This is a genomic window from Endozoicomonas sp. G2_1 (genome assembly GCF_017744155.1).
Taxonomy (GTDB): Bacteria; Pseudomonadota; Gammaproteobacteria; order Enterobacterales; family Alteromonadaceae; genus JAGHQT01.
The window spans coordinates 234833-258900 of sequence record NZ_JAGHQT010000004.1 but is presented as its reverse complement, the minus strand read 5'-3'; the positions used below and the strand labels follow the sequence as shown (position 1 = coordinate 258900).

19 protein-coding genes are annotated in these 24068 nt (G+C 42.7%); 4 read left to right on the top strand and 15 right to left on the bottom strand.

What is annotated here, in order from left to right; all coding sequences use genetic code 11:
• Nucleotides 1-98 precede the first annotated feature (98 nt).
• On the top strand, nucleotides 99-986 hold the full coding sequence (locus J7384_RS07855) for a LysR family transcriptional regulator (protein WP_209112751.1): 888 nt from the start codon (nucleotides 99-101) through the stop codon (nucleotides 984-986).
• A gap of 29 nt (nucleotides 987-1015) precedes the next feature.
• Here the strand turns inward: J7384_RS07855 and J7384_RS07850 are convergent, their stop codons facing one another.
• The 4 genes from J7384_RS07850 to J7384_RS19660 form a co-directional block, all read right to left on the bottom strand.
• Nucleotides 1016-1759: a DTW domain-containing protein gene (locus tag J7384_RS07850; protein WP_209112749.1), complete on the bottom strand. Its 744-nt coding sequence runs from the start codon at nucleotides 1757-1759 to the stop codon at nucleotides 1016-1018.
• 203 nt (nucleotides 1760-1962) lie between these two features.
• Nucleotides 1963-2892, bottom strand: a complete 930-nt coding sequence (locus J7384_RS07845; protein WP_209112747.1) for an alpha/beta hydrolase — start codon at nucleotides 2890-2892, stop codon at nucleotides 1963-1965.
• Between the two features lie 162 nt (nucleotides 2893-3054).
• Nucleotides 3055-5793 carry a pitrilysin family protein gene (locus J7384_RS07840; protein ID WP_209112745.1) on the bottom strand — a complete coding sequence of 913 codons (2739 nt, stop codon included), beginning with the start codon at nucleotides 5791-5793 and terminating at the stop codon, nucleotides 3055-3057.
• A gap of 326 nt (nucleotides 5794-6119) precedes the next feature.
• Entirely contained in the window at nucleotides 6120-7769 is a 1650-nt protein-coding gene (locus tag J7384_RS19660) for a sigma 54-interacting transcriptional regulator (RefSeq protein ID WP_209112743.1), read from the bottom strand.
• Nucleotides 7770-8216: 447 nt separating this feature from the next.
• Between J7384_RS19660 and megL the strand changes: the two genes are divergently transcribed.
• Nucleotides 8217-9437, top strand: coding sequence for a methionine gamma-lyase (megL, locus tag J7384_RS07830; RefSeq protein ID WP_209112740.1), 1221 nt, complete (start codon nucleotides 8217-8219; stop codon nucleotides 9435-9437).
• A gap of 285 nt (nucleotides 9438-9722) precedes the next feature.
• On the opposite strand, the gene J7384_RS07825 is transcribed toward megL, so the two are convergent.
• Nucleotides 9723-10124, bottom strand: coding sequence for an HIT domain-containing protein (locus tag J7384_RS07825; protein WP_209112830.1), 402 nt, complete (start codon nucleotides 10122-10124; stop codon nucleotides 9723-9725).
• A gap of 96 nt (nucleotides 10125-10220) precedes the next feature.
• Nucleotides 10221-11165, bottom strand: coding sequence for a ribosome biogenesis GTPase YlqF (gene ylqF / locus J7384_RS07820; RefSeq protein WP_209112738.1), 945 nt, complete (start codon nucleotides 11163-11165; stop codon nucleotides 10221-10223).
• Nucleotides 11166-11437: 272 nt separating this feature from the next.
• Between ylqF and J7384_RS07815 the strand changes: the two genes are divergently transcribed.
• Nucleotides 11438-11833, top strand: coding sequence for a biopolymer transporter ExbD (locus tag J7384_RS07815; RefSeq protein ID WP_209112736.1), 396 nt, complete (start codon nucleotides 11438-11440; stop codon nucleotides 11831-11833).
• A gap of 68 nt (nucleotides 11834-11901) precedes the next feature.
• Here the strand turns inward: J7384_RS07815 and tnpA are convergent, their stop codons facing one another.
• The 9 genes from tnpA to J7384_RS07770 all read right to left on the bottom strand — a co-directional run bounded on the left by tnpA (nucleotide 11902) and on the right by J7384_RS07770 (nucleotide 20570).
• On the bottom strand, nucleotides 11902-12342 hold the full coding sequence (gene tnpA, locus J7384_RS07810) for an IS200/IS605 family transposase (RefSeq protein WP_209112151.1): 441 nt from the start codon (nucleotides 12340-12342) through the stop codon (nucleotides 11902-11904).
• Nucleotides 12343-12517: 175 nt separating this feature from the next.
• A complete protein-coding gene (locus tag J7384_RS07805; protein ID WP_209112734.1) occupies nucleotides 12518-13444 on the bottom strand; it encodes a hypothetical protein in 927 nt (308 codons plus the stop codon).
• Between the two features lie 3 nt (nucleotides 13445-13447).
• The gene (locus J7384_RS07800) at nucleotides 13448-14194 is read right to left on the bottom strand and encodes a hypothetical protein (RefSeq protein WP_209112732.1); all 747 of its coding nucleotides are present in this window, start codon (nucleotides 14192-14194) and stop codon (nucleotides 13448-13450) included.
• Nucleotides 14187-14753 (bottom strand): sigma-70 family RNA polymerase sigma factor, encoded by a 567-nt coding sequence (locus J7384_RS07795; RefSeq protein WP_209112731.1) that lies wholly within the window; start codon nucleotides 14751-14753, stop codon nucleotides 14187-14189. The genes J7384_RS07800 and J7384_RS07795 overlap by 8 nt, the downstream gene beginning before the upstream one ends.
• 170 nt (nucleotides 14754-14923) lie before the next feature.
• The gene (locus J7384_RS07790; protein WP_209112729.1) at nucleotides 14924-15817 is read right to left on the bottom strand and encodes a hydrogen peroxide-inducible genes activator; all 894 of its coding nucleotides are present in this window, start codon (nucleotides 15815-15817) and stop codon (nucleotides 14924-14926) included.
• Between the two features lie 221 nt (nucleotides 15818-16038).
• On the bottom strand, nucleotides 16039-17046 hold the full coding sequence (locus tag J7384_RS07785; RefSeq protein ID WP_348523855.1) for a phosphate ABC transporter substrate-binding protein PstS family protein: 1008 nt from the start codon (nucleotides 17044-17046) through the stop codon (nucleotides 16039-16041).
• Nucleotides 17047-18381 carry a phosphate regulon sensor histidine kinase PhoR gene (phoR, locus tag J7384_RS07780; RefSeq protein ID WP_209112727.1) on the bottom strand — a complete coding sequence of 445 codons (1335 nt, stop codon included), beginning with the start codon at nucleotides 18379-18381 and terminating at the stop codon, nucleotides 17047-17049.
• 234 nt (nucleotides 18382-18615) lie between these two features.
• Nucleotides 18616-19881 (bottom strand): inorganic phosphate transporter, encoded by a 1266-nt coding sequence (locus J7384_RS07775; RefSeq protein WP_209112725.1) that lies wholly within the window; start codon nucleotides 19879-19881, stop codon nucleotides 18616-18618.
• A gap of 11 nt (nucleotides 19882-19892) precedes the next feature.
• A complete protein-coding gene (locus J7384_RS07770) occupies nucleotides 19893-20570 on the bottom strand; it encodes a TIGR00153 family protein (protein ID WP_209112723.1) in 678 nt (225 codons plus the stop codon).
• A gap of 356 nt (nucleotides 20571-20926) precedes the next feature.
• Here J7384_RS07770 and J7384_RS07765 point away from each other — a divergent pair, with 356 nt between their 5' ends.
• A complete protein-coding gene (locus J7384_RS07765) occupies nucleotides 20927-24049 on the top strand; it encodes an efflux RND transporter permease subunit (RefSeq protein ID WP_209112721.1) in 3123 nt (1040 codons plus the stop codon).
• Nucleotides 24050-24068: the final 19 nt, after the last annotated feature.

Sequence of the window (24068 nt, the reverse complement as noted above, 5' to 3'; positions counted from 1 at the left end):
TTTAAAGGTAATGCTTGAGTCACCAGACCACAACATGCACAAATGCAACAAAGCTTGCATATTTGTAATACACTAAACAATTCTGATACATTAACGGAATGAAATGGGATGACATTAGAATTTTTTTATCGGTTGCTCGTACAGAAAAGCTCAGTGAAGCCGCCAAACAGCTGTCAATTGATAGCTCGACGGTCTCTAGGCGTTTACACGGGCTTGAAGAGTCTTTGAAAACCAAACTATTCGAGCGCACACTTGACGGCCATCACCTAACCAATGATGGAAAAACTTTACTCGACGCCGCACACAAAATGGAGCAGCAGGCTATTTGGGCCTACGATAAAGTCACGCTCGACAATGCCGAACACGCAGGCTTGGTTAAAATTGGTTTAACAGAGGCCTTTGGTAGTTACTTTATTGCGCCAAACTTTGTTGAGTTTCATCGACAATATCCGGATATTAAAATTGATTTTCTTCAATTTAATCGCGATGTAAAAATCAGCCGTAACGAAGCAGATATTGCCATATCAATCGTCAAACCGAAAAACGCATCATTGATTGTCCAAACCTTGTCGAACTATCAGCTCCAGCTATACGCTAGCCATCGCTATATCGAAGAAAACCCGCCGATCAGCCAAAATAACTTAGCGCACCAGCGCTGGACCAGTTATGTCGACGATTTACTGTTTACTGAACAGCTCTCGTTTAACCGCGATTTGCAAGCCAATATTACGCCCGACTATCGCAGCACGAGTGTCACCAGTCAGTATGCATTAATTAAAAGCGGTATTGCCATTGGTATTTTGCCGTGTTTTATGGCCGACCAAGATCCAAACTTAGTTAAGATTTGTTCTAGTGAAATTAATATTGAACGTACCTTTTACCTAATCACTCATCCCGAAAACAAACGCTTGTCACGGGTCAATATTGTTTGGAATTACCTCAAAACGTTGACCGAGCAGCAACAGCACTTATTGATGCCAAACTAAAAACCTTCTGCGGCAGATTTAAAAAAGCATTAATAGTGCTGTTTCAAAAACGCTTGATAATTCTCTAACGCTTGAGGGTTTCCGTGATTTTTTTGGCATACACTGCGCTGATATTGGTAATTAAAAACATCTAACCAGTGCATCAATAACTCACCATTAACCGCTTCACCCGCTAAGTGTAATGCTCTAGCAGCAACACCTGCGGTAGAAAACTGATTGTCAATTTCACTGTCTCGCAGCTGGTAGCCACTATTATTAAACTCCTGAGATGACAAGGACAACATTGGCAAATCCGCCAAATAAGGGCTTTTACGAAACATTTTTTTTGCCTCACGCCAGCTACCATCTAACAGGATAAATAACGGCTTGCGATGCTCATTGTTTTCCTTCATGGCAACAAGATCTTGGTGTTTGATAAGCTTTTGCTCAACACTGGCGTATTGCTCAGGGAACACAACAATCGGCCGCCAAGCGTCATTGTTCAGCAACTGCTCAAGATTCTGGTCTAGGTTAGTTCTGGACCACAGAAAAGCATGGGTTTGTGGGATAATATCGGCAATTAAGCGGCCAGTATTGCTGGGCTTTAACACTTCAATATCGTGCATCAATAAAACGAAGCCAACGTTGCTGTCTACCTGATGGATATATTGGCAGATACAATATTGCTGGGCGACTCGACATAACGGGCACCGACTCACTTTTTTACCACGTGCGGCAAAAGGCTTAGTACTAATACTTTGTCGATACTGAAATAAACGGTGAACTGAATGCATAAACCATCAACTAATAAGTTAGCGTCGAATTATACACTGTATGCTCAAATATCAGCTAGTAACTTACTCAAATTTGATAGTTTAAGAACGCTAAAGTTTGCCATTGATTGTCTTAAAAAAAACTATACCTTTGTCTGCAAAAAATTGTGGTGCCTAGGTCAAAATACTTAAGCCATCCGATAGCCCTATACTCAACATTGTACTTACCGATAGATCGCAAGTAGTTTCTTTATTTTTTCAGCAACGAGTTCAGGCTGCCTAAGATGAATGCTATGGTATTTTTGCCCGGTAAAAACTTGCTCGCTATTACGCGATAACGCTAACAGCTCATTTTGCAATTTTGCCCACTCAAGCCTGTATTTAGAGCTTGTTTGCTCTTTAAGTTGCTCAACTGAACTGTTTCTAGATATTACGTAAATTGGTATATCACCCAGAGCCTGAGGTTCAAAACTTATCGACTCTTGGCTCACGCTAAAGCTATTCGACTCAGCTAATAATGTGTATTGGTGTTTAGTGGTGCTTTTTAGTGCTTGTTCAGTTTTATCATTTAGCGATAAGTAGAGCCTTGGAATACCAATTGGCGCAGCTCTCATACCCATTTTAAAGACTGTTGATTGTAATTGATTAGCTGGTGGTAAGCGCTCTGATTGCCCCTCATGAGCAGAATCAACCAAGACCAAGCCGGCAACCATTTGAGGGTAATTTTTCGCGAATAATTGCGCATTTAAGCCACCTAAAGAATGACCAACAAGAATAATCGAGTCAGTCACACCAACTGCATCTAGTAACTGTTTAAGCTCAACAGTCATATTTTCACTGGTGCGGTCATTCGCGCTGCGATCGCTGTAACCCAAGCCAGCGCGATCATAGCTAAAAACACGGATGCCTTTTTTGGGTAATAACGCTTTGACCTTGCGCCAAACCCGCTGAGAATCCCCCATACCACTGTCAAAAACAACCGTATACTGTCCTTGCCCAGACAACTGATAATGAAAGTTAACACCCTCAACATTAATAAATTGTCCCGATGGCAAATATCTCTTTTTATCAATATGAGTGGTTACCGTTTGATAAATAAAGCCAGCAATAATTAATACCAAAACAAGTGTGGCGACTTTTTTGATTAAATTCATTTTATTCCCTTAAGTTATTACCACTGAATCTCGATTGCATAGTAATTAAGCACAGTTGGCCTGTAAACAAATACAAAAGAACAAGTGCAATTAATGGGTACAAATAAAAAGCCCGTGCTCACGTGATACACGGGCTTGCATAGGTTTACGGCTTATCTACGGTTATTTCAGCTTGCTAAAGTCACCGGCTTTGATAATCGAAAAGTCCTCTAACTTCAGATACTTCTTCATCACTTTGTGAACATCTTCTGCCGTTAAGCTCGCCAATTTTTGCTCAAACGCTTTGCTAAACTGCATATCTTGTTGCAAGTAAAGATTGTAGCGAAGCGCGCGGACAAGTTCTTTATCTTGAGAGCGACTGACTTTTTGCTCTTGCAATAAACCCGATTTGGCTTGTTCGATTTCATCGTTGGTAAAGCCACCTTTTAACAACCTTGCCAACTCTTCCTTAAAGCCAACTTCAACTTTGTCGAGATTTTGCGGCGCGCAAATAGCGTATGCGCCCATTCGAGTGCGGTTGTCTTCATAGCTAATATCAGCAAATGAGCCCGCGCCATAACTCAAGCCGTCTTGCTGACGCAAGCGCGTCGCTAACCGGCTATTGAGGAAACCGCCACCAAGAATATAGTTCCCCAACTCTAATGCCGCAGCATCGTCACTGTTCATCCCTACGGGTAAAGAAATTGAGGCAACAAACACGGCGTTTTCTTTATCTGGCGTGTTGAAGTTTTGATCTTTAACTTCAAGCTTTTGGTACGGGTGCTTAATAGGAATCACTTTTTGCGCGCTTTGCCAATCGGCAAATGCTTGCTCAAGTGTTTCAATAACTTCTTGCTGGTCAAAATCACCGACAACACTAATTTGCATGCTGTTGGCACCGTAAAAGTCTTTGTGAAATTGATTAACCTGCGCCAATGTCACCTCTTGCAAAGCTGCCAAGCTTTCTTCAAGCGTTGGCACGTATTTAGGATGGCCTTTTTCAAACGGGCTTTGGCGACGAGAAAACTCTCTAAAAGCAATCGCTTGTGGGTCTTGTAATTGCTGCTCAATCGCCACTTCGCGGGTTGATTTTAGTTGAGCGAACTCTTTGCCATCAAACCCCGGTGATTTTAAAACATCCGCCATCAAATTAAGCGCGGCGGTTAAATTCGGCTTGGTCGTTTGTAAGCTGGCAAATGCCGACTGATTGTCACCGCCAATGCTGGCCGAGGTTTTTAACTTATCAAACTCGTCTTTGAGTTGATCGCGACTCAGCGACGCAGTGCCGCGCATCAACATTGCCCCAGTTAAATTACCCACCATGCGCTTACCGGCAAGTGAAGTTTCATTACCAAGCTGGCTAGACAAACTGACAACAACCGATTCACCACGCGTCTTTTTACTCAGTAAGGCAACTTGAACGCCATTAGACAAAGTGACCACTTGGGTACGGTTGTCAATATTGTCGTGGCTTGGGTCAAACGCTTCCCCTTGAGCAACTTGCGCGCGACCTTTGTAGTCTTTTACCATGTCACTGACATTCGTTACTTGCGGAATTTCAACGCGCTCTGCCTGTTCCGCCGGAATAAAACGACCTAGGGTGCGATTATTACGAGCTAAATAGGTTTCAGCGGCCTTTTGCACATCTGCCGTGGTTACGTTTTCTATGCGATCGCGATTCAAAAACAACAAGCGCCAGTCGCCCATTCCAACCCACTCACTCAAACCAAGTGCAATGCGCTCAGATGAGTTAAAGCCAAGCTCGATATTCTTGAGTAAGGTGCGCTTGGCGCGTTCTACTTCTTCATCGGTAATCGGTTGCTGATTAATACTTTCAACCACATTGAGCAGTGCCGATTGGGTTTTGTCTAAATCGGCATCTTTGTCTACTTCAGCAAAGTACATTGCCGCTGAAGGCTCTGCCCACTGAAAGTTAAATCCAAACGACTGACTCGCTAAGTTTTTCTCAACCAAACCTTTGTGTAGACGACCCGTGGCATTTGCACCCAATACTTCGCTTAACACACTCAGGGCTGGAAATTCTGGATGAGAACCCGCCGGAATATGATACATAGCACCGACGAGCTGAACATCGCCAACTCGGCGCACAGTTACTTGACGTTCGCCGTCTTGCGCCGGTTCGCTAGTGTATAACGGGTCAATAACGCGCTCTGGTTTAGGAATCGGCGCAAAGTACTGCTCAACTAACTTGATCATATCGTCATTTTCAAACTTGCCAGCAATAATCAAGGTAGCATTGTCCGGTTGGTAGTACTTTTTATAAAACGCTTGTAAGCGATCAATAGGTACATTTTCAAGATCAGAGCGAGCACCGATAGTGGTTTTGCCGTAGTTGTGCCACTCGTATGCGGTCGCAAACATGCGTTGAAGAGTGATTCTAAATGGGCTGTTTTCACCGCGTTCAAACTCGTTGCGCACCACTGTCATTTCACTGTCGAGGTCTTTTTTCGCAATAAACGAATTGACCATGCGATCTGACTCCATGCTCAGCGCCCAGTTAATATTTTCTTCGGTCGCAGCAAAGGTTTCGTAATAGTTAGTTCTATCTGTCCAGGTAGTACCGTTGGGACGAGCACCATGTGCGCTTAACTCAGCAGGAATGTCTTTGTGCTTTGGTGAACCTTTGAATACCAAATGTTCAAGCAAATGCGCCATACCGGTTTCGCCGTAGTTCTCGTGCTTAGAGCCTACATAGTAGGTAACATTAACCGTCACCGTTTCTTTGGTTGGATCTGGGAATAACAACACTTGTAGTCCGTTGTCGAGGCGATACTCAGTGATGCCTTCAACACTGGTAACCGGCTCTAGTGCCAATAAGGGTAAGCTACAAGCCGACAGTGATGTAAATACCACCGCTTTTACCAAGCGCTTGGTTCGATTAAAACGTGAAAGCTGGAACATCCAGTTATCCTCTTTTGTAACAGATAGCATGTATTATCATTTACTTTAACACTCTGTTATCCAAGTGTTAATATGTAACCTCAGCTTCGAATAATTAATGTGCTTCTAGCGGCTATTTTTACTGCTCTCTGCGTTGGATTCACTTGCAATAGACTAGCTATTGACACGTAAATCCGCCTTGATATCAGCAAATATTTCTCGCCAGAAGTCATAGAAAAAAATGATAATGTATTGAATTTTATCATCATTCACTATTTCTTATCCAAACCTGAGGTTAAGCAAGAGCTAGGAGAAATATTTTGATACAAATCAGCTACCTGTGCTCACTAAGAAATCCCATAAGTTTTGAGTTTAATCGCAATTTTATTGTGAGAAACCGCTAATCGCTTTGCTAATTTGCGCGTTGTTGGATAAAGGGGGTATAACTGAGTCAATAACTCTCGTTCAAATTGCGCTTGAGCACTAGCCCAATCTTTAACCTCACTCATTGATTCAGTCGTATTATTCCCCATAGTGGCTTGTTCTATTTGGCTTGTATTTGTATTTGCGTTAGCGCGGTCAAACTGTTCACCACCGCTCTGGTTACTCGACGCCTTATCAATGCTAGCGTCGTTACTCAAGGCTTGAACAATCAGTTGCTCACTGATAATCGACTTTTGTCCTTGGTTACTTGGGTTTATCGCAACAATGCGGAACATGGTATTTTGCAGCTGTCGAATATTGCCCGGCCACGAATAACTTTTTAACTGAGTCAACGCCGACTCACTTAGCATTGGCGTACGACAATTAACCTGTTTAGCGGCATCGGCAATAAAGTGCTTCGCCAGTAAAATAACGTCGTCTTGGCGCTGACGAAGCGGAGGAAGTTCAATTTGTAGTACGTTCAGTCGGTAGTACAAATCAGCGCGAAAAACCTGCTTGGCAATCAGTTGATTAAGGTTTTGATGACTAGCACTTAATATTCGAACGTTAGCGCTGAGCTCTTGCGTCCCCCCCACTCTTCGGTAACGTAAATCTTGCAAAAATCTCAGTAACTTAGCTTGTAAATACACCGACATTTCAGCAATTTCATCTAAAAATACCGTGCCGCCCTCAGCCAACTCAAACAATCCCGGTTTACCACCTTTGCGGGCTCCACTAAACGCACCTGGCGCATAGCCAAACAACTCGCTTTCAAGCAAATGTTCGGGTAACGCTGCACAATTGATTGCCAAAAACGGCGCTTGCGCACGTTTACTTGATTGGTGTAAAGCTCGCGCCAAGAGCTCTTTACCAGTACCCGTTTCACCGCGTACTAATACCGGTAAATCGAGATCGGCAAACTGACTTACTTGCTGGCGAATTAATTTAATTTGCGGTGAAACCCCTAGCATGTGATCAATGCTATGCGCTTGATGCTGTTGAATAAATGCTACTTGTTGCCCTAGTTGCTGTGACGCTTTCAAGGTTAGCAGCGCTCCGTTTATTTCACGCTTAATCAAAACCGGTTGTAGCTCAGCAAGAAATGTTTTGGCCGCGATACTAATTTCAAAATGGCTTACTGTTGGCTGTTTAAGTTCAGGCAGATTTTGAGACAATAATGCTTCTATCGATTGGCCAATGACCTGTTCCTGACTCACTGGTTGGCTGCTAATACTGCTGACAATATCAAGCGCTGCTTGGTTGGCAACCATTACTAAGCCATCTGCCGAAAGGTCAAAAATGGCGTCGGGTATTCGGCTCAATAAAGTCAATAAATGTTTAGCTTTAAGCTCAGATGGTAACCAACTCACCTGCTGACATTCGCGAACGCCGTCGACGGCTAAAATTGCCAGCTTCACGGTATCAAATGAAGACATACTCGTGTTGACTGCAATGTGCAGCGCACCAGTGCTAACCTCTAACGCAGTAACATTGAGACCTTTGTCGGCAAAAACGGTTAATACTTCCTGACTGACACCGACTCGATCGGTCGACAACACTTCAATTTTTATCACGGTGATGACCCTAACCAATAAGCTGAACTATTACAGTAAAGCGCCAATTGCTTTACCAACACTATGTCACAAAACATGTCATAAAAAAATTACGTCACAAAAAAGTGACAAACCTAACAATCAAAATATAAAGCTTAATTATCATGAAGTTAATAAGAACAGATATAAGTTAAACTTAATAGCCTTCGATTTTGTCACATTTTAGTTACAAACCATATCATCAATAATACGAATGAAAACCCTAAAACATTGATAAAAAACAACTTTTCAATAGTGGGTTTATTTTTGCTAATGCTTAAGTTAGCTAAAGCTAGCGAAAGAGTTAATGTAAAACGGCACATGAGCCTCGCTATGGCCAAATTACCCAGTATAAAAACAGCAAAACAGATGTGGTTATTGGTAAGTATTTAGCACCAATAACCAAGATTTCATTGGAAGATGATAAGAATGACAACCAGTAAGCATATTGAAACTCAAACTATCCACGCAGGCCGAATTAACGATGAACAGTTTGGCTCACTTGCCACGCCTTTGTACCAGACATCGACATTTATTTTCGACAATGCAGAGCAAGGCGCTCAGCGATTTGCCGGCGAATCCGACGGCTACATATACAGCCGTTTGGGTAATCCAACCACACGCCAACTAGAGCAAAGAATGGCGGCGATGGAAGGAATGGAAGACGCCGCGGCAACCGCCACTGGCATGGCAGCGGTATCAGCGGCGTTACTGAGTAACTTAGCCGCAGGTGATCATCTTATTGCATCAAAGGCCGTTTATGGTTGTTCATACGCTTTAATGAGTCACATGCTGACTAAGTTTGGCATTGAAGTAAGCTTTGTCGATATGACCAGCCCCGAAAATATCGAGGCAGAAGTAAAAAGCAATACAAAAGTCATTTTCTTGGAAAGTCCAATTAATCCAAATTTAGTCGTATTAGATTTGGCGGCAATTGCCGCTGTTGCCAAAAAACACCAACTCATTTCGATTGTTGACAATACTTTTTTAACCCCTGTTTTACAGCAGCCCGCTAAGTTAGGTATTGATATTGTTATTCATAGCGCCACCAAATACCTAAATGGCCATGGCGATGTCGTTGCCGGTATCGTTTGTGGCAATAAAGATATGATTAGCAATGTCAAAATGACCGCACTTAAAGATATTGGTGGCACCATTAGCCCACACGACGCTTGGTTGATCCTTAGAGGTTTAAAAACGCTTGCGGTAAGAGTAGAACGCCATTGCCAAAACGCACAAACCATTGCGGAATATTTAGAACAACACCCACATATCGATAAAGTTTATTATCCGGGATTAAAAAGTCACCCCGGACATCGATTTTTAGGTAATCAAATGAGAGCTGCTGGTGGCGTTATCGCATTTGAAATCAAAGGCGACCTAGCGCAAGGCGCTCAGTTAATTAACAGTATGTCATTGTTTTCAATCGCGGTGAGCTTAGGCGATGCTGAATCGTTGGTGCAGCACCCTGCGTCGATGACTCATTCGCCATATAGTCAAGAAGAACGCCTTGAAGCTGGCATTAGCGATAGTTTAATTAGATTGTCGGTAGGTCTAGAGCACAGCGACGATCTTATAGCAGACTTGTCGCAAGCGCTTGAAGGTGTTTTTAGCACTAGCAACAAAACCAGTCATATTCACGCTGCGTAATAATGAATAGCCACTATCGTTATCAACGACAGTTATACCAATTGAATTAATTAGGTGATCAATTATAGCGCCGGAAAAATTGCTCAATAACAAGGCATTATTTTCTGTAACTAGTTGTTCTAATTTCAAAAATAATAACGATGTTAGTGACAATTTTAACCAGCTAGAATGACCGCATATTTATTGAAATTGGTGTTATAAAGTGTACTCTGTTTATGTCATGCCCACCGACTTCCCAACCGCAGGTGGGCATTTTTTATTTTCAGATGCTCGCCAACAAGGCCGTTAAATTTGATTTAATACCGTATCGAGTGCCGGTAAAACCTTTGCTTTTAATTGGTCTAATGCTTCTTCACTATAAGGTTTAGTCGGTAATAACCCCCAAATAGGTTTCGGCCAACTAACATCATTTTTGTAGCGAACAACATGGTGGACATGTAACTGGGGACACATATTACCAAGCGCTGCAACGTTCATTTTGTCACCGTTGAACACTTGCATTAAAACCTCTGACAACATGCTAGATTCGTTTAACAATTGCTGCTGCTGTGGCCAATCCAACTGATAAATATCAGTAATATCATTAACTCTTGGCACCAAAATAAACCAAGGGTACTGACTATCATTGCTAACTAGTAAGTTCGATAGCGGTAACTCAGCTAGCAAAATAGCATCAGCTTCTAGCATAGGGTGCAATAGAAAGTTATCACTCGTTAAAGAAACGGATTCTTGCTCACTCATTTTCTACTCCATGTAAACAATTTGGAAACTAAAACTATACGTTTATCGGCGTTTTTTGGGTTTGTTCTTTCGGCCGCGACCGCGAGCTGCTTTTTTCGCTTCGCGAGCCGCTACTTTTTGTGCTTCAAGCTCAGCAAAGTGAATTTGTTCTGCTTCCACCATTTCAGGACTTTCAAAAGTTAATGGCCCTAAGGTTTTATCGCGAATTTCATTGATTAAAATCGTCGACGCTTTGTGAAAATCAACCATGCCACCGCTTTTAACACAAGCACGAGCTCGACCTATCGCTTCAATACAATCAATTTCTCTTTCAGGCATTTGATCAAATTTATAGCGCTCTTGCAAGCGCTGCGGATAGGCTTCCAACAAGTACTCGGCGGCAAAACAAGCGATTTCATCGTGATCATAAGCGGTGTCTTTAACGGCACTAGTAACCGCTAGACGATAACCACTGTTTTCATTGACAATTTTTGGCCATAACATGCCAGGTGTATCGTACAAATAAACACCGTCATCAAGTCGAATGCGCTGCTGGCCTTTAGTCACAGCCGGTTCGTTGCCCACTTTAGCCTTGGTTTTACCAACTAATGTATTGATCAGCGTTGATTTACCAACATTGGGAATCCCCATAATAACGGCATTGATCTGCTTACCCGGCTCATCTTTGTGAGGTACTAGTTTGCGAATTAACTCTGGAATGAGTTTCGCCTGCCCAGAGTTATCTGTGGTTAAAGCAATAGCTTTAACGTTTTGCTGAGCTTGCAAGTAATCAAGCCACACTTGCGTCATGCTAGGATCGGCTAAATCACTCTTATTCAAAATTTTAATTAACGGTTTATCACCTCTAATCTCGGTGATCATCGGATTTTCGCTGCTAAACGGCAGTCGTGCATCACATACTTCAATTACAACATCAATTTGTGGAAGTATCTCTTTGATCTCTTTTTGGGCTTTGTGCATATGGCCCGGAAACCAGTTAATTGCCATAGTTTTATCTTATCTAAATATTTATCGCATTATTCTACCAATTCACTCTGCAACATACAGCAGCTAATTCTTTGCAAGACTAAAATCTTCTGCTGATAAACCGCACAACTGTATCTTTCACTATTTTCTGACTTTACATTCATAGCAACAATACGAATCAATTCGTAAATTAATTTTGCATTTAAAAGAATTCAGCTTATATTTATCAAAAAGAACTACGAAGAATATCGTCGAAATATGTAATAGTATCAACAAAACAAGAAGGAAACACTATGAGTAAAACTAAACGACAGCTTCAAGAGCAAAACTCAGACGTCGATATGACACCTATGCTCGACATTGTGTTTATTTTATTGATCTTTTTTATTGTCACGACCTCTTTTGTCAAAGAGGAAGGATTACTGATTAACCGGCCAAATAAAAGTCAAAGTAACAGTCCTAACAAACCTGTGATTATGCTACAAATCAATGAAAACGGGTTAATTCAGTTCAATGGAAAAGCAGTCGATATTGAGCGTATTCCAGCCAGAATTGAGAACTTTCTCGCTAAAAATGAAACTAGTAGTGCTGTTGTTATCCCTCACGCTAATGTCACTTACGACACTGTGGTAAAAGTTATCGACCAAATAAAATTATTCGACCAACTTACCGTCGCTATTGGCAAATAACTCAAAGTAAAGAATCCACCTTCTAAAGAAGGTGGCTTTGCGTAAGCCCCCTAAACAAGGGGGCTGGGTTATCCTAGTAAATGTAATTGACGTTTCTCTTCTTGTTTCTCCATCTTGTTTTGATGCCGTACATAACGCCTGATGATTTCTTCGTTAATACCTACAGAGTCAACGAAATAGCCTCGTTGCCAAAAACGACCACCCCATGCTTTATTCTTACGTAAGTGCGGATATTTATTGAATAGCTTTAAGGCTAACCTTCCCTTTAAACATCCCATCAATTGAGAAATTGATAACTTCGGTGGGACTTTAACGACTATATGTACATGGTCTATTTGTACATTTAACTCCATCACTTTTACACCAAGCTTATCGCAATAAATATGAATAAATCGGTAAACATCCTTACCAATATTATTCTTCAATATTCTAAACCGATACTTCGGTGTCCAAACTATATGATATTGACACCGCCAAAATACGTGCGATGCTTGCTCATATCTACTCATGTTAGTCTCCTATTTGACTTCGCTAAAAATCAAACGGGGATGTAACATGAGTAGATATTTCAGGCATAGCCTTTTTAACAATGACCACCTACTAAAGTAGGTGGTTTAGCTGTCAAGAAAATAAAAAAGAGCACAACATGTGCTCTTTTGCATGATTGAATCAATAAGTCTAGCGCTAAAACGAATACTGACGACTTTTTTCAACCAGTTTTTCACTGGTGATTTTGTCCAAGCTGCATTGGTTAATATCTTTCTTATTAAAAACAATAATTTGATCTTGATAACCTGAACGCTTTTTAGCTCCGGCATTTTTTACGATAACACTGATATGTTGGTCGTTGGGAATAGCTCTTAAACCATTGCCGTATGCGCAAAACGTTTCAGCCAATGACAAGGTTAACCCTCGGTAATATCCAGCCCGTGCTTGCTCTTGCTTAATTTTTGCTTTTTTCTGCTCCTGTCGTGCTTTATTCAGCGCCTGATTGGCCTTGTCGAGTGACTTTTTCATGGCCTGACGACGAGCTTGCGCTTGTTTGAGCTCTTGTTTTAACGATTGAGCTTCTTCTTTGTTCTTGCTCAATCGCTTGGTTTGATATTCCAAGTCGCGAATCTCGCGGTCAATGTCTCTGATCTCATAAGCGATGTCTCTTTGCTGCTCTTGCAGCTCTCGATAAGCGTGGCGGCCATTGCCTAGAGACTCGAGCGCTACTTGATACTCTTGCATCGCATCTTGGTAACTCGACTCAACAACAAACTCAATATCTGGTACATCGGTAAGCTCTTTTAATCCAGACAATTCAGGTAATGGCGGCATCGGTGGTAACTCTATTTTGTGTTCACCAAAATCACCAAAGTATTTGGTATGTCCGCGGCTGTGACTTTGTACAGTAAATAGCGCCCCTTGGCCTGAGAGGTAAGTACTGTCAATTCGAATTACTTTGTAGCCTTGTTGTTCACTGCCCGCAGCCAAAGACGACTTTAAGATGTCGGTCATAATATTGAGCTGTTTGGCTATTTTTTCGTGGCCTTGCGCTTGCCCATAAACTGCCGAGCTAACGCCTAAACTCAATAATATAGGGCTGATCATAATAAACTTTTTCATCTTCTACTCCTGGCTTTGCCACTTGTCTTGATAACTACTGGTATTGGCGGTTTGTTGCCAAAGTAATGTTTGCTCTAATTGTTTAAACTGAATTTCCTGACTGAGTTGGTCGTCTTTGCGCTGTTGGTTAACAAACTTGATAAAGTCGCCAAAATCCTCTTTGCGCTCTTGTCTTGAGGTCGACAAAATATAGCTCGCGAGCTGTAAATTACTGCTTTGTTGCTGCGCTTGTAAATCATTAGTGTGATCAGCGAGAATTAATTTTTGCTGATTGGCAAATTCCTGTAAGCGCCTATCTAGTACATCTGACAATTGCGCTAACTGCTGTTCGTTTAAGCGCTCTGCGTCAGCTGTATTTTCAACACCACTAGCACCGTTATTAGCAACGTTGGCATTACCAAAGGCAAGTGTAAGCCCTTGCTCTGTCGTAGTTAGTTGAACATTAAATAAAACTAAGGCCAGTGCAAAACATGAGAACGCCATTGAGCTAATCGGTAACCACTGACTCCACCAGGTATTGCTCTGCTGCCTAATGCCATTATCAAATGTCGCCTCTCGATGCCAGTTGGGCACGCTAGCATCTTGGCTGTGCTTGGAAACTTGTGAGACAAAATTAGCCGTCGCCTGACGCGATTGCCACGTCTCATCGGCTAGCGCTGTTTCTTGTGCCTCATCCCCTTGATTCAACCAATCGAGAAACGCCTGTTCATCATCTTTTGAGTGCTGACGCTGATCGCGTTTATCAGTCATAGCTCACCTCAGTATTTACGTCTAAATGTTCTTTAAGTTTGTCGAGAGCACTGTAAAGCCTCGACTTTGCGGTATTGCTCGATATTCCCAACTGCTGAGCGATTTGCTCAAAGGTAAAATGTTGAAAAAATTTCATTTCAACCACTACTCGCTGATTAAATGCCAACTTCTGCATTGCGCCTTGTAAAACTAAGGCTTGCTGATCAGCGAATAATTGACTTTCAGGACAAACATAAGTCGCTTCATCTTCTGGCTCGGCTGTTTGATCGAGCGATATATTTGGCCGTCTGCGGCGGTAGAATTCAACACAGCGATAGTGCGCTATTTTAAATAGCCAACCTTTAAACGGACTATCACCGCGAAACGAGCTTAAATTGCGAAACACGGCAACAAAGATTTCTTGCATTAAATCAAGCGCATCATCTGGGTTAGACACCATGCGCAAAGCAAAATTGTAAACGGGCTTCTCATAGCGCTTAACCAAGCTCAGCCATGCTGACTTTTTGCCGTTTAATGCTTGTTTAATCAAGCTTTCATCACTTCGTTCAAAAACCTTCAATGGCTTGAACCCCTCGTTTATTCAGTTATTTATTGTTGTTTGATATATATAGTCGAGATGAAGGAAGAAATAGTTTGGAAAGTTTTGAAAAAAATCAAAATTAATCGTTGAATAAGGAAAGTGCTTGGCCTCAAATAATACTGAGGCCAAAACGAGATTGGCTGGCGTTGCTAGTCGAGTAACTCTGAAACGAGCTCAGCAAGCATTAAAAATGTCCGCTGGCGCATGCTAGTTGGTCGCCACATCATACCAATATCGCGATAAACATCGTCCCCTAACCGTTCAACGGTAAGTCCTTCATTTTCACCAACGCCTTTGTTAACAGCCATTTCAGGTAAAAACGTGAAGCCCTGATGAAAAGCTGTCATTTGCACTAAGGTAGACAAACTAGAAGCAGAAAAATTGTGGATGCGACTTTGATCACCAAGCTGACATGCTGAGACCGCATGCTCAGTTAAACAATGCTCTTCGTTCAGCAGAAAAACACTTTGCTCTGGCACTTGCTGATAATCGTGGTTACTTTGAAACTGCCTAACTAAGCCCTGTTCTCCAGCAATATAAAACGCATCTTGTCCCAAGATCTTAGTTTTAAAATTATGGCCTTTAACAGGCAGCGCTAAAATGGCTAAGTCAATTTCACCCGCTCCTAACTTTGCCATCAGGTTTTGCGTAGTATCTTCAACAATATAAAGCGCCAGATTAGGTAGCTTTTCACGGCACGCTTGAACAACGTCAGTTAACAAATACGGCGCAACGGTGGGAATAGAGCCAATTCGAATCGTACCAGAAGCGGGATCACCTTGATGTTGAGTATACTGCACAAGTTCATTGGCGTTGTTAATCAGTTGGCGGGCATACTCAACCACTTTTTCACCTTGACTAGTAAAAATAAACGCCTTGTGGTCGCGCTCAATTAATTGGCAACCAAGTTGCTCTTCAAGCTTGATAATTGCGCTACTCAAGGTTGACTGGCTAATAAAGCAAGCCGCCGCGGCGCGATTGAAGTGTTGGTGCTGATGTAAAGCCACCAAATATTGTAAGTGTTTTAAGTTAGGTAATATCATTTTGACTTGTTTTTTGACTTGTTGTTAAGCTCTTTTGAGTTATCTGCCGTCGCTATTGGATTAATTTACTTTACTGTTTATTTTTATTTGCTTGACTATTTTAGTTAGTTTTTATTGTTAAAAAACAACTTTAAATCAATAATAACGATTAAAAATAAAACTGCAAGTAGTGATCAAACCTTTGCATTAAAAACACATAACACTTTTGAGTTTAACAATAATTAGCGCAAACCAAGTATTTCTAACTCTTCGAACACAGTCGAAATTGGCAGTGGAATATAACCGTCTTTGGCGACAACTGCCTGCCCTAACTTTGACAATACTAGCTTAATAAACTCAGCCTCCATTGGCGGCAAAGGTTTATTCGGCGCTTTGTTAACATACAAATATAAATGTCGTGCCAGTGGGTACTGACCGTTTACGGTATTGACTAAGTTAGCATCAACGTAATTTTTACCATCATTAGAAATTGGCAAAGCCCGGACACCAGAGGTTCGATAGCCAATTCCTGAATAGCCAATACCATTAAGCGACGCTGCAACCGATTGAACCACCGAGGCAGAACCCGGTTGCTCGTTAACACTGTTGTTAAAATCTCCGCGGCACAAGGCTTGGTGTTTGAAGTAACCATAGGTACCAGAAACCGAGTTACGACCGTAGAGCTGTAAATCGCGTTTAGCCCATTGTCCTTTTAAGCCCAAATCGCCCCAATGGTTGGCTTTGGCAATGGCACCACATTTGCGATTAGCTGAAAAAATGGCGTCTACTTGTGCCAGCGTTAAACCACTAATTGGATTGTCTTGGTGAACAAATATCGCCAAAGCATCAATGGCTACTTTCACTGCTGTTGGCGGATAACCGTATTGTTTTTCAAAGGCTTCAAGCTCGCGCGTTTTCATCGCACGACTCATCAGGCCAATATTGGCAGTTGCTTCGGTTAACGCAGGTGGCGCTGTCGATGACCCCGCCGCTTGGATTTGAATGTTAACGCTTGGATAAAGGCGCTTAAATTCTTCCGCCCAATAGGTCATCATATTTGCCAACGTATCAGAGCCGACCGAGCTTAAATTACCAGAGATACCACTGACCTTTTGGTACGTGGGCAAATAATGGGGCACAGCGCGGTTCTGGCTTGTCGACGCCTCTTGTGCAAAGGTTGATTGACTAGTTACCAGACAAATCAATAATAAGGAGATAGTGGAGTTAAGCCACTGCTTGATCGAGTTCACTTACTTACCCTTATCTTTGTCTTTTTTCTTTTTATTCTTGCGGCTGGTCTTAGGTTTTTCAAAATAAATTGAGAACTCACTACCTTTGCCCCACTTAGAATCAATCGCCAATTCAGCATTGTGATGTTGCAATACGTGTTTGACAATTGCCAAACCCAGCCCTGAACCCCCAGTATTGCGAGAGCGCGACTTATCAACTCGATAAAAGCGCTCGGTTAAACGATTGACGTGTTCAGGCTTAATGCCCGGTCCAGAATCTTTAACCGAAAACTTGGCTTTATTGCCAACCATTTGCCAACTGACTTCAATATCACCACCAGCAGGCGTGTACGCAATCGCATTGGCAATCAAATTAGCACAGGCACTTTTAATCTCAGTATCAATACCAACGATTGATAAATCACCGCGAATATCCGCCTGAATATTGTGATTTTTGTCTTGGTTTAACCATTTAGCGTCATCAATAAGGCCGTTTAACATTCGCGGCATGTCAAGAAACTGCTTGTTATCTTGGTCGGAATTAATTTCAACTTTTGACAGGGTTAACAGCTGCTCTACCAGGCGGTCCATACGCGACACTTGCGCTTCCATGGTGCCAAAAACTTTTTGCCAATGGCTGTCAAAACCTTCATCGGTCGCTTGAATCATTTCAACATAACCGCGCATCACGGTCAGTGGTGTTTTCAGTTCGTGAGAAACGTTGGCGACAAAGTCTCGACGCATTTGTTCAAGGCGATAAATTTTACTGACATCACGGGCGAGAAATAGTACTTGCTCTGTCCCGTAGGGCATCACCCTGAGTTCAAGCTGAATAGTATCGTTAACTGGCGATGGAATATGGCATAAACTATCAAAGTCACCTTTGGCGAGAAATTCGGTAAAGTCAGGATGCCGGATCAGATTATTGATGCGCTGACCAACGTCACCTGAGCGTCTAATCCCGAGCAGCTTTTGCGCCTTTTTATTACCCCATTCAATAACAAAATCATCAGATAGCACCAACGCAGCATCGGGTAATGCCTCGGCGCCATCGCGAAATCGTCTAATCCGTTGGTTGGCTCGGCGCTGTTTAGATCTGTGCTTTTTAACTAGATGAAATAAACCGTCATAAATTGCTCCCCAGACACCTTCTGACTGTGGCGGTGTAATGGTGTTTGTGCGCCAAAGCCAGCTTCTTAGCTGGTTGAGATGACGAATTTGCCACAACAATGCCAGTAATAAGGCGACAGCAATTGTTGGCCAAAAATAACCGACAAAGTAGCCAATAAACGCGGCAATGGTAACTAGTATGGCTAGGCGGACATAAAGCGAAAAGCCAGTAAAATGAAACGACATAATCTATAAAAGCTTAGTAAGACGTACTTGATTGGCAGCGCAAATTTACTGGCCAAAATTGTTTGTGTATTGTCATTTAGCTCGATGACATTTTTATGACAATACCGTTAGTTTGCTCAGATTAACAAAATTCCGGCAAAAAAAAATCCATTACTACACTAGTAATGGATTTTCCAATAAAATTCTCTGACTAAGCCCTGTATTGCTTAGCTTATATTGCTAAGTAAACTATTGCTAAGTAAACGCCGCCTGTAATGCCCAGAAGATAACAATCGACATTGCAGCACCGGCTGGCAGGGTCACTACCCATGAAATAACAATATTACGCACTACGCCGATGTTGATAGCAGCAATACCGCGAGCCATACCAACACCTAATACGGCACCTACAAGTGTTTGCGTGGTTGAAATAGGTAAACCAGTACCTGAAGCAATAACCACGGTACAAGCCGCTGCTAACTCAGCAGCAAAACCGCGACTAGGTGTTAAATGAGTAATACCACTGCCAATGGTGGCAATAACCTTATGACCAAACAGCGCTAAACCGGCAACAATACCCAAACCACCTAGTGGTAAAATCCACCAAACCAGTTCAGATTTAGCGGTAATTTCGCCGCCATTTTCAACAACACTAGCAACCGCAGCGAGTGGCCCAATCGCGTTAGCGACATCGTTTGAACCGTGGGCAAAAGCCATACAACAAGCGGTGACTATCATCAAAATAGCGAATACTTTTTCAACGTTGACGTACTGACTGTCTTTCTTGGCTTTTTCGTCAAAGTTCAAACGGTTAATAAACACCTTACCAATAATCGCAACAATAACGGCAACCACAACAGCATAGATATAACCTTCGGCCACGCCAAGCTCTAAACCAACGTGTTTTAAACCTTTTTTAATGGTCACTAGCGATAGGATCATACCGGCTAAGAACATATAAAACGGCACGTATTGCTTTGCTTTTGCCAATGGATTGTCGGTGTCAAAAATCAGTTTTTGCGCGCTGTTAAAGATTAAAAAGGCAATCACACCAGAGATTAACGGCGTTACCACCCAGCTACCCACAATACCGCCAACCGCACTCCAAGTGACGGTTTCAGGGCCTACGCCAATCGCAGCAAAACCAATAATAGCGCCAATAATTGAGTGAGTTGTTGATACTGGCCAACCGAGGGCCGAGGCCACTAATAGCCAAATCGCGGCGGCAAATAACGCCGAGATCATACCAAAGACTAACAATTCGGGAATATCAACGAAGTAAGCGGTATCAATAATGCCCTTACGGATTGTTGAGGTCACTTCACCACCGGCTAAATAGGCACCGGCAAACTCAAATACCATTGCGATAATAATCGCTTGCTTAATGGTTAGTGCTTTCGAACCTACTGACGTTCCCATTGCATTAGCGACGTCATTAGCACCAATACCCCAAGCCATTAAAAAACCGACAACCGCAGCAATTATAACTAAGGTTGAACCGTAGTTAGCTAAAATTTCCATTCACTGAGCCTCTATCTAGCGAGCATGATTTCTAAACGAGCACCAACACGCTCAGCTAAATCGGCTAAATCACCGACCCATTCAATAATTTGATATAAAAACATAACGTCAATAGGATTTAAGTCTTTCTCAATTGCAAATAAGTCAGCTCGCAATTCAACTTGCATGTCGTCAGTGTTACCTTCAATGGTATCAAGCTGGTTAATCATTTTTTCGACCAACGCAACTTCTCGTCCGCGAAAGCCAGTTTCTAATAAATCATCAAGCTCATTAACTGCGTCTGCTGCTTTGTCAGTCGCATCAATACAACGCTCGAGGTATAGGGTAAATTTTTCTTGTAAACTCTCAGGAATGACCAACTGACGACCAACGACGCGACCCACAATATCTTTGGCGCGATTGGCGATTTTGTCTTGTTGAGTTAAAAGCTCTAGTAAATCGCTGCGCTCAACTGGCATAAAAATACCAACCGGCAACTCTAAGCGAATTTCACGCTTAAGTAGGTCAGCTTTGTTTTCAAATTCGGCGATTTTACCGCGAATCTGTTCTGCTTTTTTCCAGTTTTGCTTAGTCGATGCAGCAAAAAATGGAATCAACTGACGACAGCTTTTTGTTGCAATTCGGATGTGTTTTTCTAACGGTTTAATAGGTGATTTTGCAAAAACACCAAGGATAGAATTTCCAGGCATAGTATTTTCCTGCAGACACACGGCCTCTATTGTAATTCGCCGCGGATATTACCTGATTCAGGTATTGATGCAACAAATTTCCAAAAATTAATGATAACGTCACAAAAATGAAACGGTTATTAACACAATCAACTGCAGTGTGAACAAGTTTCGTGCAATTGTCGACTGCTAGTTTTTCGATCTTATTAATAGGCTTGTTAACAGTCGTTAACCAAATTATGTCAAAGTGTGTCGATAAATAACAAACTTTTTCATTCCTGTCGCTCATCCCATTTAGTTTGCGATTAAACGCGGGCTCAGTTTTCTTCAAAATGTCGCTTGCTAGGCTTGTTCAAAAATACTGATAAGTCACCGACATGAAACTTACACAAACCGCACTAAAATCCCCTGCAGCTGTCGCCGTTGGCGTTGCGCTAATATTGTTACTTGGCGTATTAAGCTTAATAAAACTGCCCGTTCAACTATTTCCTGACATAGAACGCCCAAGAATTGCCATTCAAACTTTCTGGCGCGCGGCATCTCCGCAGGAAATAGAATCAGAGATTATTGAACCGCAAGAGCAAGTGCTCAAAGGCATACCGGGTTTGGTGTCGCTCAATGCGTTTGCCAACAGTGGCAACGCGTTTATCAACTTAGAGTTTGGCGTTGACACCAATATGGAGCAAACACTAATAGAAGTGATTAGCCGGATGACTCGTGTCCCCAACTTGCCGCGTGATGCAAGACCGCCACGTATTATGTTAGGCGGTTTTGGCGGTGGCACGCCGGCGCTAACCTTTTTCTTTTTGCAAGCGCTGCCAGGAAACGAGAAAAGCATCGACGATTACATCGATTTCACCAATGACACCATTAGACCGCGGCTAGAGGCGATTGAAGGGGTTTCTAGTGTGCAAACCTTCAACGATCAGAATCGCGAAGAATTACAAATCCGTTACGATCCAATTAAAGCGGCTAACTACGGCATTGAAATCTCAGATCTTATCGCTTTGGTCTCAGCGTCGGATGATGTATCAGGTGGTTTTATTGATGTTGGCCGTCGCCAATACACCCTGCGTTTTAATGGCAAATACAAGGTTAACGAGCTTGAAAATTTGATTTTAACTGCCCGTAATGGCCGTAACATTCGTCTCAGCGATATCGCGACGGTGCAAGTTCAGCGCAGTGATAAACAAAACCTCGCGGTGCAAAATGGCAACCCAGCGTTTTCAATGCGCATCGACCGAGCTAACGGTGCGAACGTGCTTGAAACCCTCAACCGAGTCAAAAATGAAGTTGCCCTGATCAACCAAGACTTACTAGCAGAGAAAAAACTGGTCATGGTGCAATCTTTTGACGCCTCGGTGTTTATCTATCGCGCAATAAATCTGGTGACCAGTAATTTGTTCGCCGGTGTTATTTTATCATTGTCAGTATTGTGGTTTTTTATCCGCCGCGCACGAGCAACACTAATTATTGCAACCGCCATCCCGCTGAGCCTACTTAGTACCTTTGTTGTACTTGAAATCACCGGCCGTTCACTGAATGTGATTTCATTAGCCGGTCTTGCCTTTGCCGTTGGTATGGTACTCGATGCTGCTATTGTCGTGCTAGAAAACATATTACGACTGCGCGACGACCAAGGTCTTGATAATCACGACAGCGCAGAGCAAGGTGCGAGTCAAGTATGGGGCGCGTTACTGGCCTCGACCGCGACCACAGTTGCGATTTTTCTACCGGTATTTTTCTTAAAAGATATTGAAGGCCAGCTCTTTGGTGACTTGGCACTAACGATAGCTATCGCAGTTTCTATCTCATTGTTAGTGGCCGCGGTATTGTTACCCGTGCTAGCCAAACAGTTTTTAAGCCAACCAAAAGCAGAAGATCCCAACCAAAAAGCGTGGCAGTCAATCACGCGCTTTGTGATGTTTGCAACCAGTACCAGCAAAAAACGCTTAGTTATGGCGGTGACACTATTAACCCTTCCCGTAGTTATTACTTATGTTGCGATGCCAAAACTCGATTACTTGCCACCGGTCAAGCGCGACGCGGTTGACGCGAATATTCAGTTCCCTCCTGGCGCCAGTATTCAAACCATTGAACAAGATATTATGAAGCCCATCGTCGAGCGCTTACAGCCATACATGAGTGGAGAAAAAGAACCTGCGCTGAAAAACTACTACATGTTCACTGGTCCATTTGGCGGAAATTTAGGCGTCCGTGTTAAAGATCAAGATCGCGTTGACGAGTTGCTAGAAATTGTCCGCAACGAAGTTTTAGTCGACTTACCTGACACCCGAGCGTTTGCTTTTCAAGGCAATTTATTCGGTGGTTTTGGCGGTGGCCGCCAAGTTCAAATACTGTTGCAAAGCAAAGACACCAAAGCATTACAAGGTGCTGCTCGACAAGGCTTAGCTTGGGTACGAGAGGCAATTCCCGAGGCTCAAGTACAAGCAAACCCAGGCACAGAAATGTCTGAACCAGAGCTCAGCCTTTTCCCCAACGATCACAATATTTTGGAACAAGGTTGGAATCGTCGCCAACTTGGCCAAGTGGTACGCACGCTCGGTGATGGATTATTTGTCGGCGAATACTTTGATGGCAACAAACGCATGAATATGATCTTGCGCTCAGATCGCTGGGATACGCCCGACAACCTCAATGATGTGCCTTTAGTCACAGCCAACAATAGCATCACGCAATTGTCGGAGTTGGTCGATATTCAACGCACTGTTGGCCCAAGCCGACTAACCCGAGTTGACGGTAATAGAACCATTCGCCTCAATGTTAACCCACCACAAGGTTGGTCTTTGGAAGAAACCATTAACGTATTAAAAGCAGAAGTTGAACCTAAACTCAGAGCCGCATTGCCAGACGACGGTAACATTTTATACGGCGGCAGTGCCGATCAGCTTGCCAAAGCGATTAAAGTCATGGGTGAAAATTTCGCATTTGCTTTAGTCATTTTATTCTTGCTGATGGCGGCCTTGTTTAAATCAGTTAAAGACAGCGCGCTGGTTATCATTACCATTCCACTGGCAACGGTTGGCGGTATTTTAGCGCTACAAATTCTCAATCTCTTTGTTTTTCAGCCGCTTGATCTATTAACCATGATTGGCTTTGTCATTCTGCTCGGTTTAGTGGTTAACAATGCCATTTTATTAGTGCATCAAACGCGGTTGTCAGAGCTTGCTGGTAATAGCCGGGCACAAGCTGTTGAAAATGCTTTAAAGCTGCGTCTACGCCCTATTTTCATGAGTACAGCAACTAGCTTTTTTGGCATGTTGCCGCTACTCCTGATGCCGGGCGCAGGTAGTGTTATCTATCGCGGTTTGGCGGCGGTGATTGTTGGTGGCTTGGCGGTAAGCACTTTGTTCACCATTATTTTACTGCCGTGTTTACTGCGCTTATCACAACGAGACTTTGGCTTCACTAAACAAGCTATAGCGCCGGGTGAATCGGCACTTGTACCAGCAAGTAACAAAGCTGTTACTGACCAATAACCACTAAAAATACTTACAG

Coding starts and splice junctions, on each gene's coding strand:
- J7384_RS07855 (WP_209112751.1), top strand. CDS start 99: ATGAAATGGGATGACATTAGAATTTTTTTATCGGTTGCTCGTACAGAA.
- J7384_RS07850 (WP_209112749.1), bottom strand. CDS start 1,759: ATGCATTCAGTTCACCGTTTATTTCAGTATCGACAAAGTATTAGTACT.
- J7384_RS07845 (WP_209112747.1), bottom strand. CDS start 2,892: ATGAATTTAATCAAAAAAGTCGCCACACTTGTTTTGGTATTAATTATT.
- J7384_RS07840 (WP_209112745.1), bottom strand. CDS start 5,793: ATGTTCCAGCTTTCACGTTTTAATCGAACCAAGCGCTTGGTAAAAGCG.
- megL (WP_209112740.1), top strand. CDS start 8,217: ATGACAACCAGTAAGCATATTGAAACTCAAACTATCCACGCAGGCCGA.
- J7384_RS07825 (WP_209112830.1), bottom strand. CDS start 10,124: ATGCTAGAAGCTGATGCTATTTTGCTAGCTGAGTTACCGCTATCGAAC.
- ylqF (WP_209112738.1), bottom strand. CDS start 11,165: ATGGCAATTAACTGGTTTCCGGGCCATATGCACAAAGCCCAAAAAGAG.
- J7384_RS07815 (WP_209112736.1), top strand. CDS start 11,438: ATGAGTAAAACTAAACGACAGCTTCAAGAGCAAAACTCAGACGTCGAT.
- tnpA (WP_209112151.1), bottom strand. CDS start 12,342: ATGAGTAGATATGAGCAAGCATCGCACGTATTTTGGCGGTGTCAATAT.
- J7384_RS07805 (WP_209112734.1), bottom strand. CDS start 13,444: ATGAAAAAGTTTATTATGATCAGCCCTATATTATTGAGTTTAGGCGTT.
- J7384_RS07800 (WP_209112732.1), bottom strand. CDS start 14,194: ATGACTGATAAACGCGATCAGCGTCAGCACTCAAAAGATGATGAACAG.
- J7384_RS07790 (WP_209112729.1), bottom strand. CDS start 15,817: ATGATATTACCTAACTTAAAACACTTACAATATTTGGTGGCTTTACAT.
- phoR (WP_209112727.1), bottom strand. CDS start 18,381: ATGTCGTTTCATTTTACTGGCTTTTCGCTTTATGTCCGCCTAGCCATA.
- J7384_RS07775 (WP_209112725.1), bottom strand. CDS start 19,881: ATGGAAATTTTAGCTAACTACGGTTCAACCTTAGTTATAATTGCTGCG.
- J7384_RS07770 (WP_209112723.1), bottom strand. CDS start 20,570: ATGCCTGGAAATTCTATCCTTGGTGTTTTTGCAAAATCACCTATTAAA.
- J7384_RS07765 (WP_209112721.1), top strand. CDS start 20,927: ATGAAACTTACACAAACCGCACTAAAATCCCCTGCAGCTGTCGCCGTT.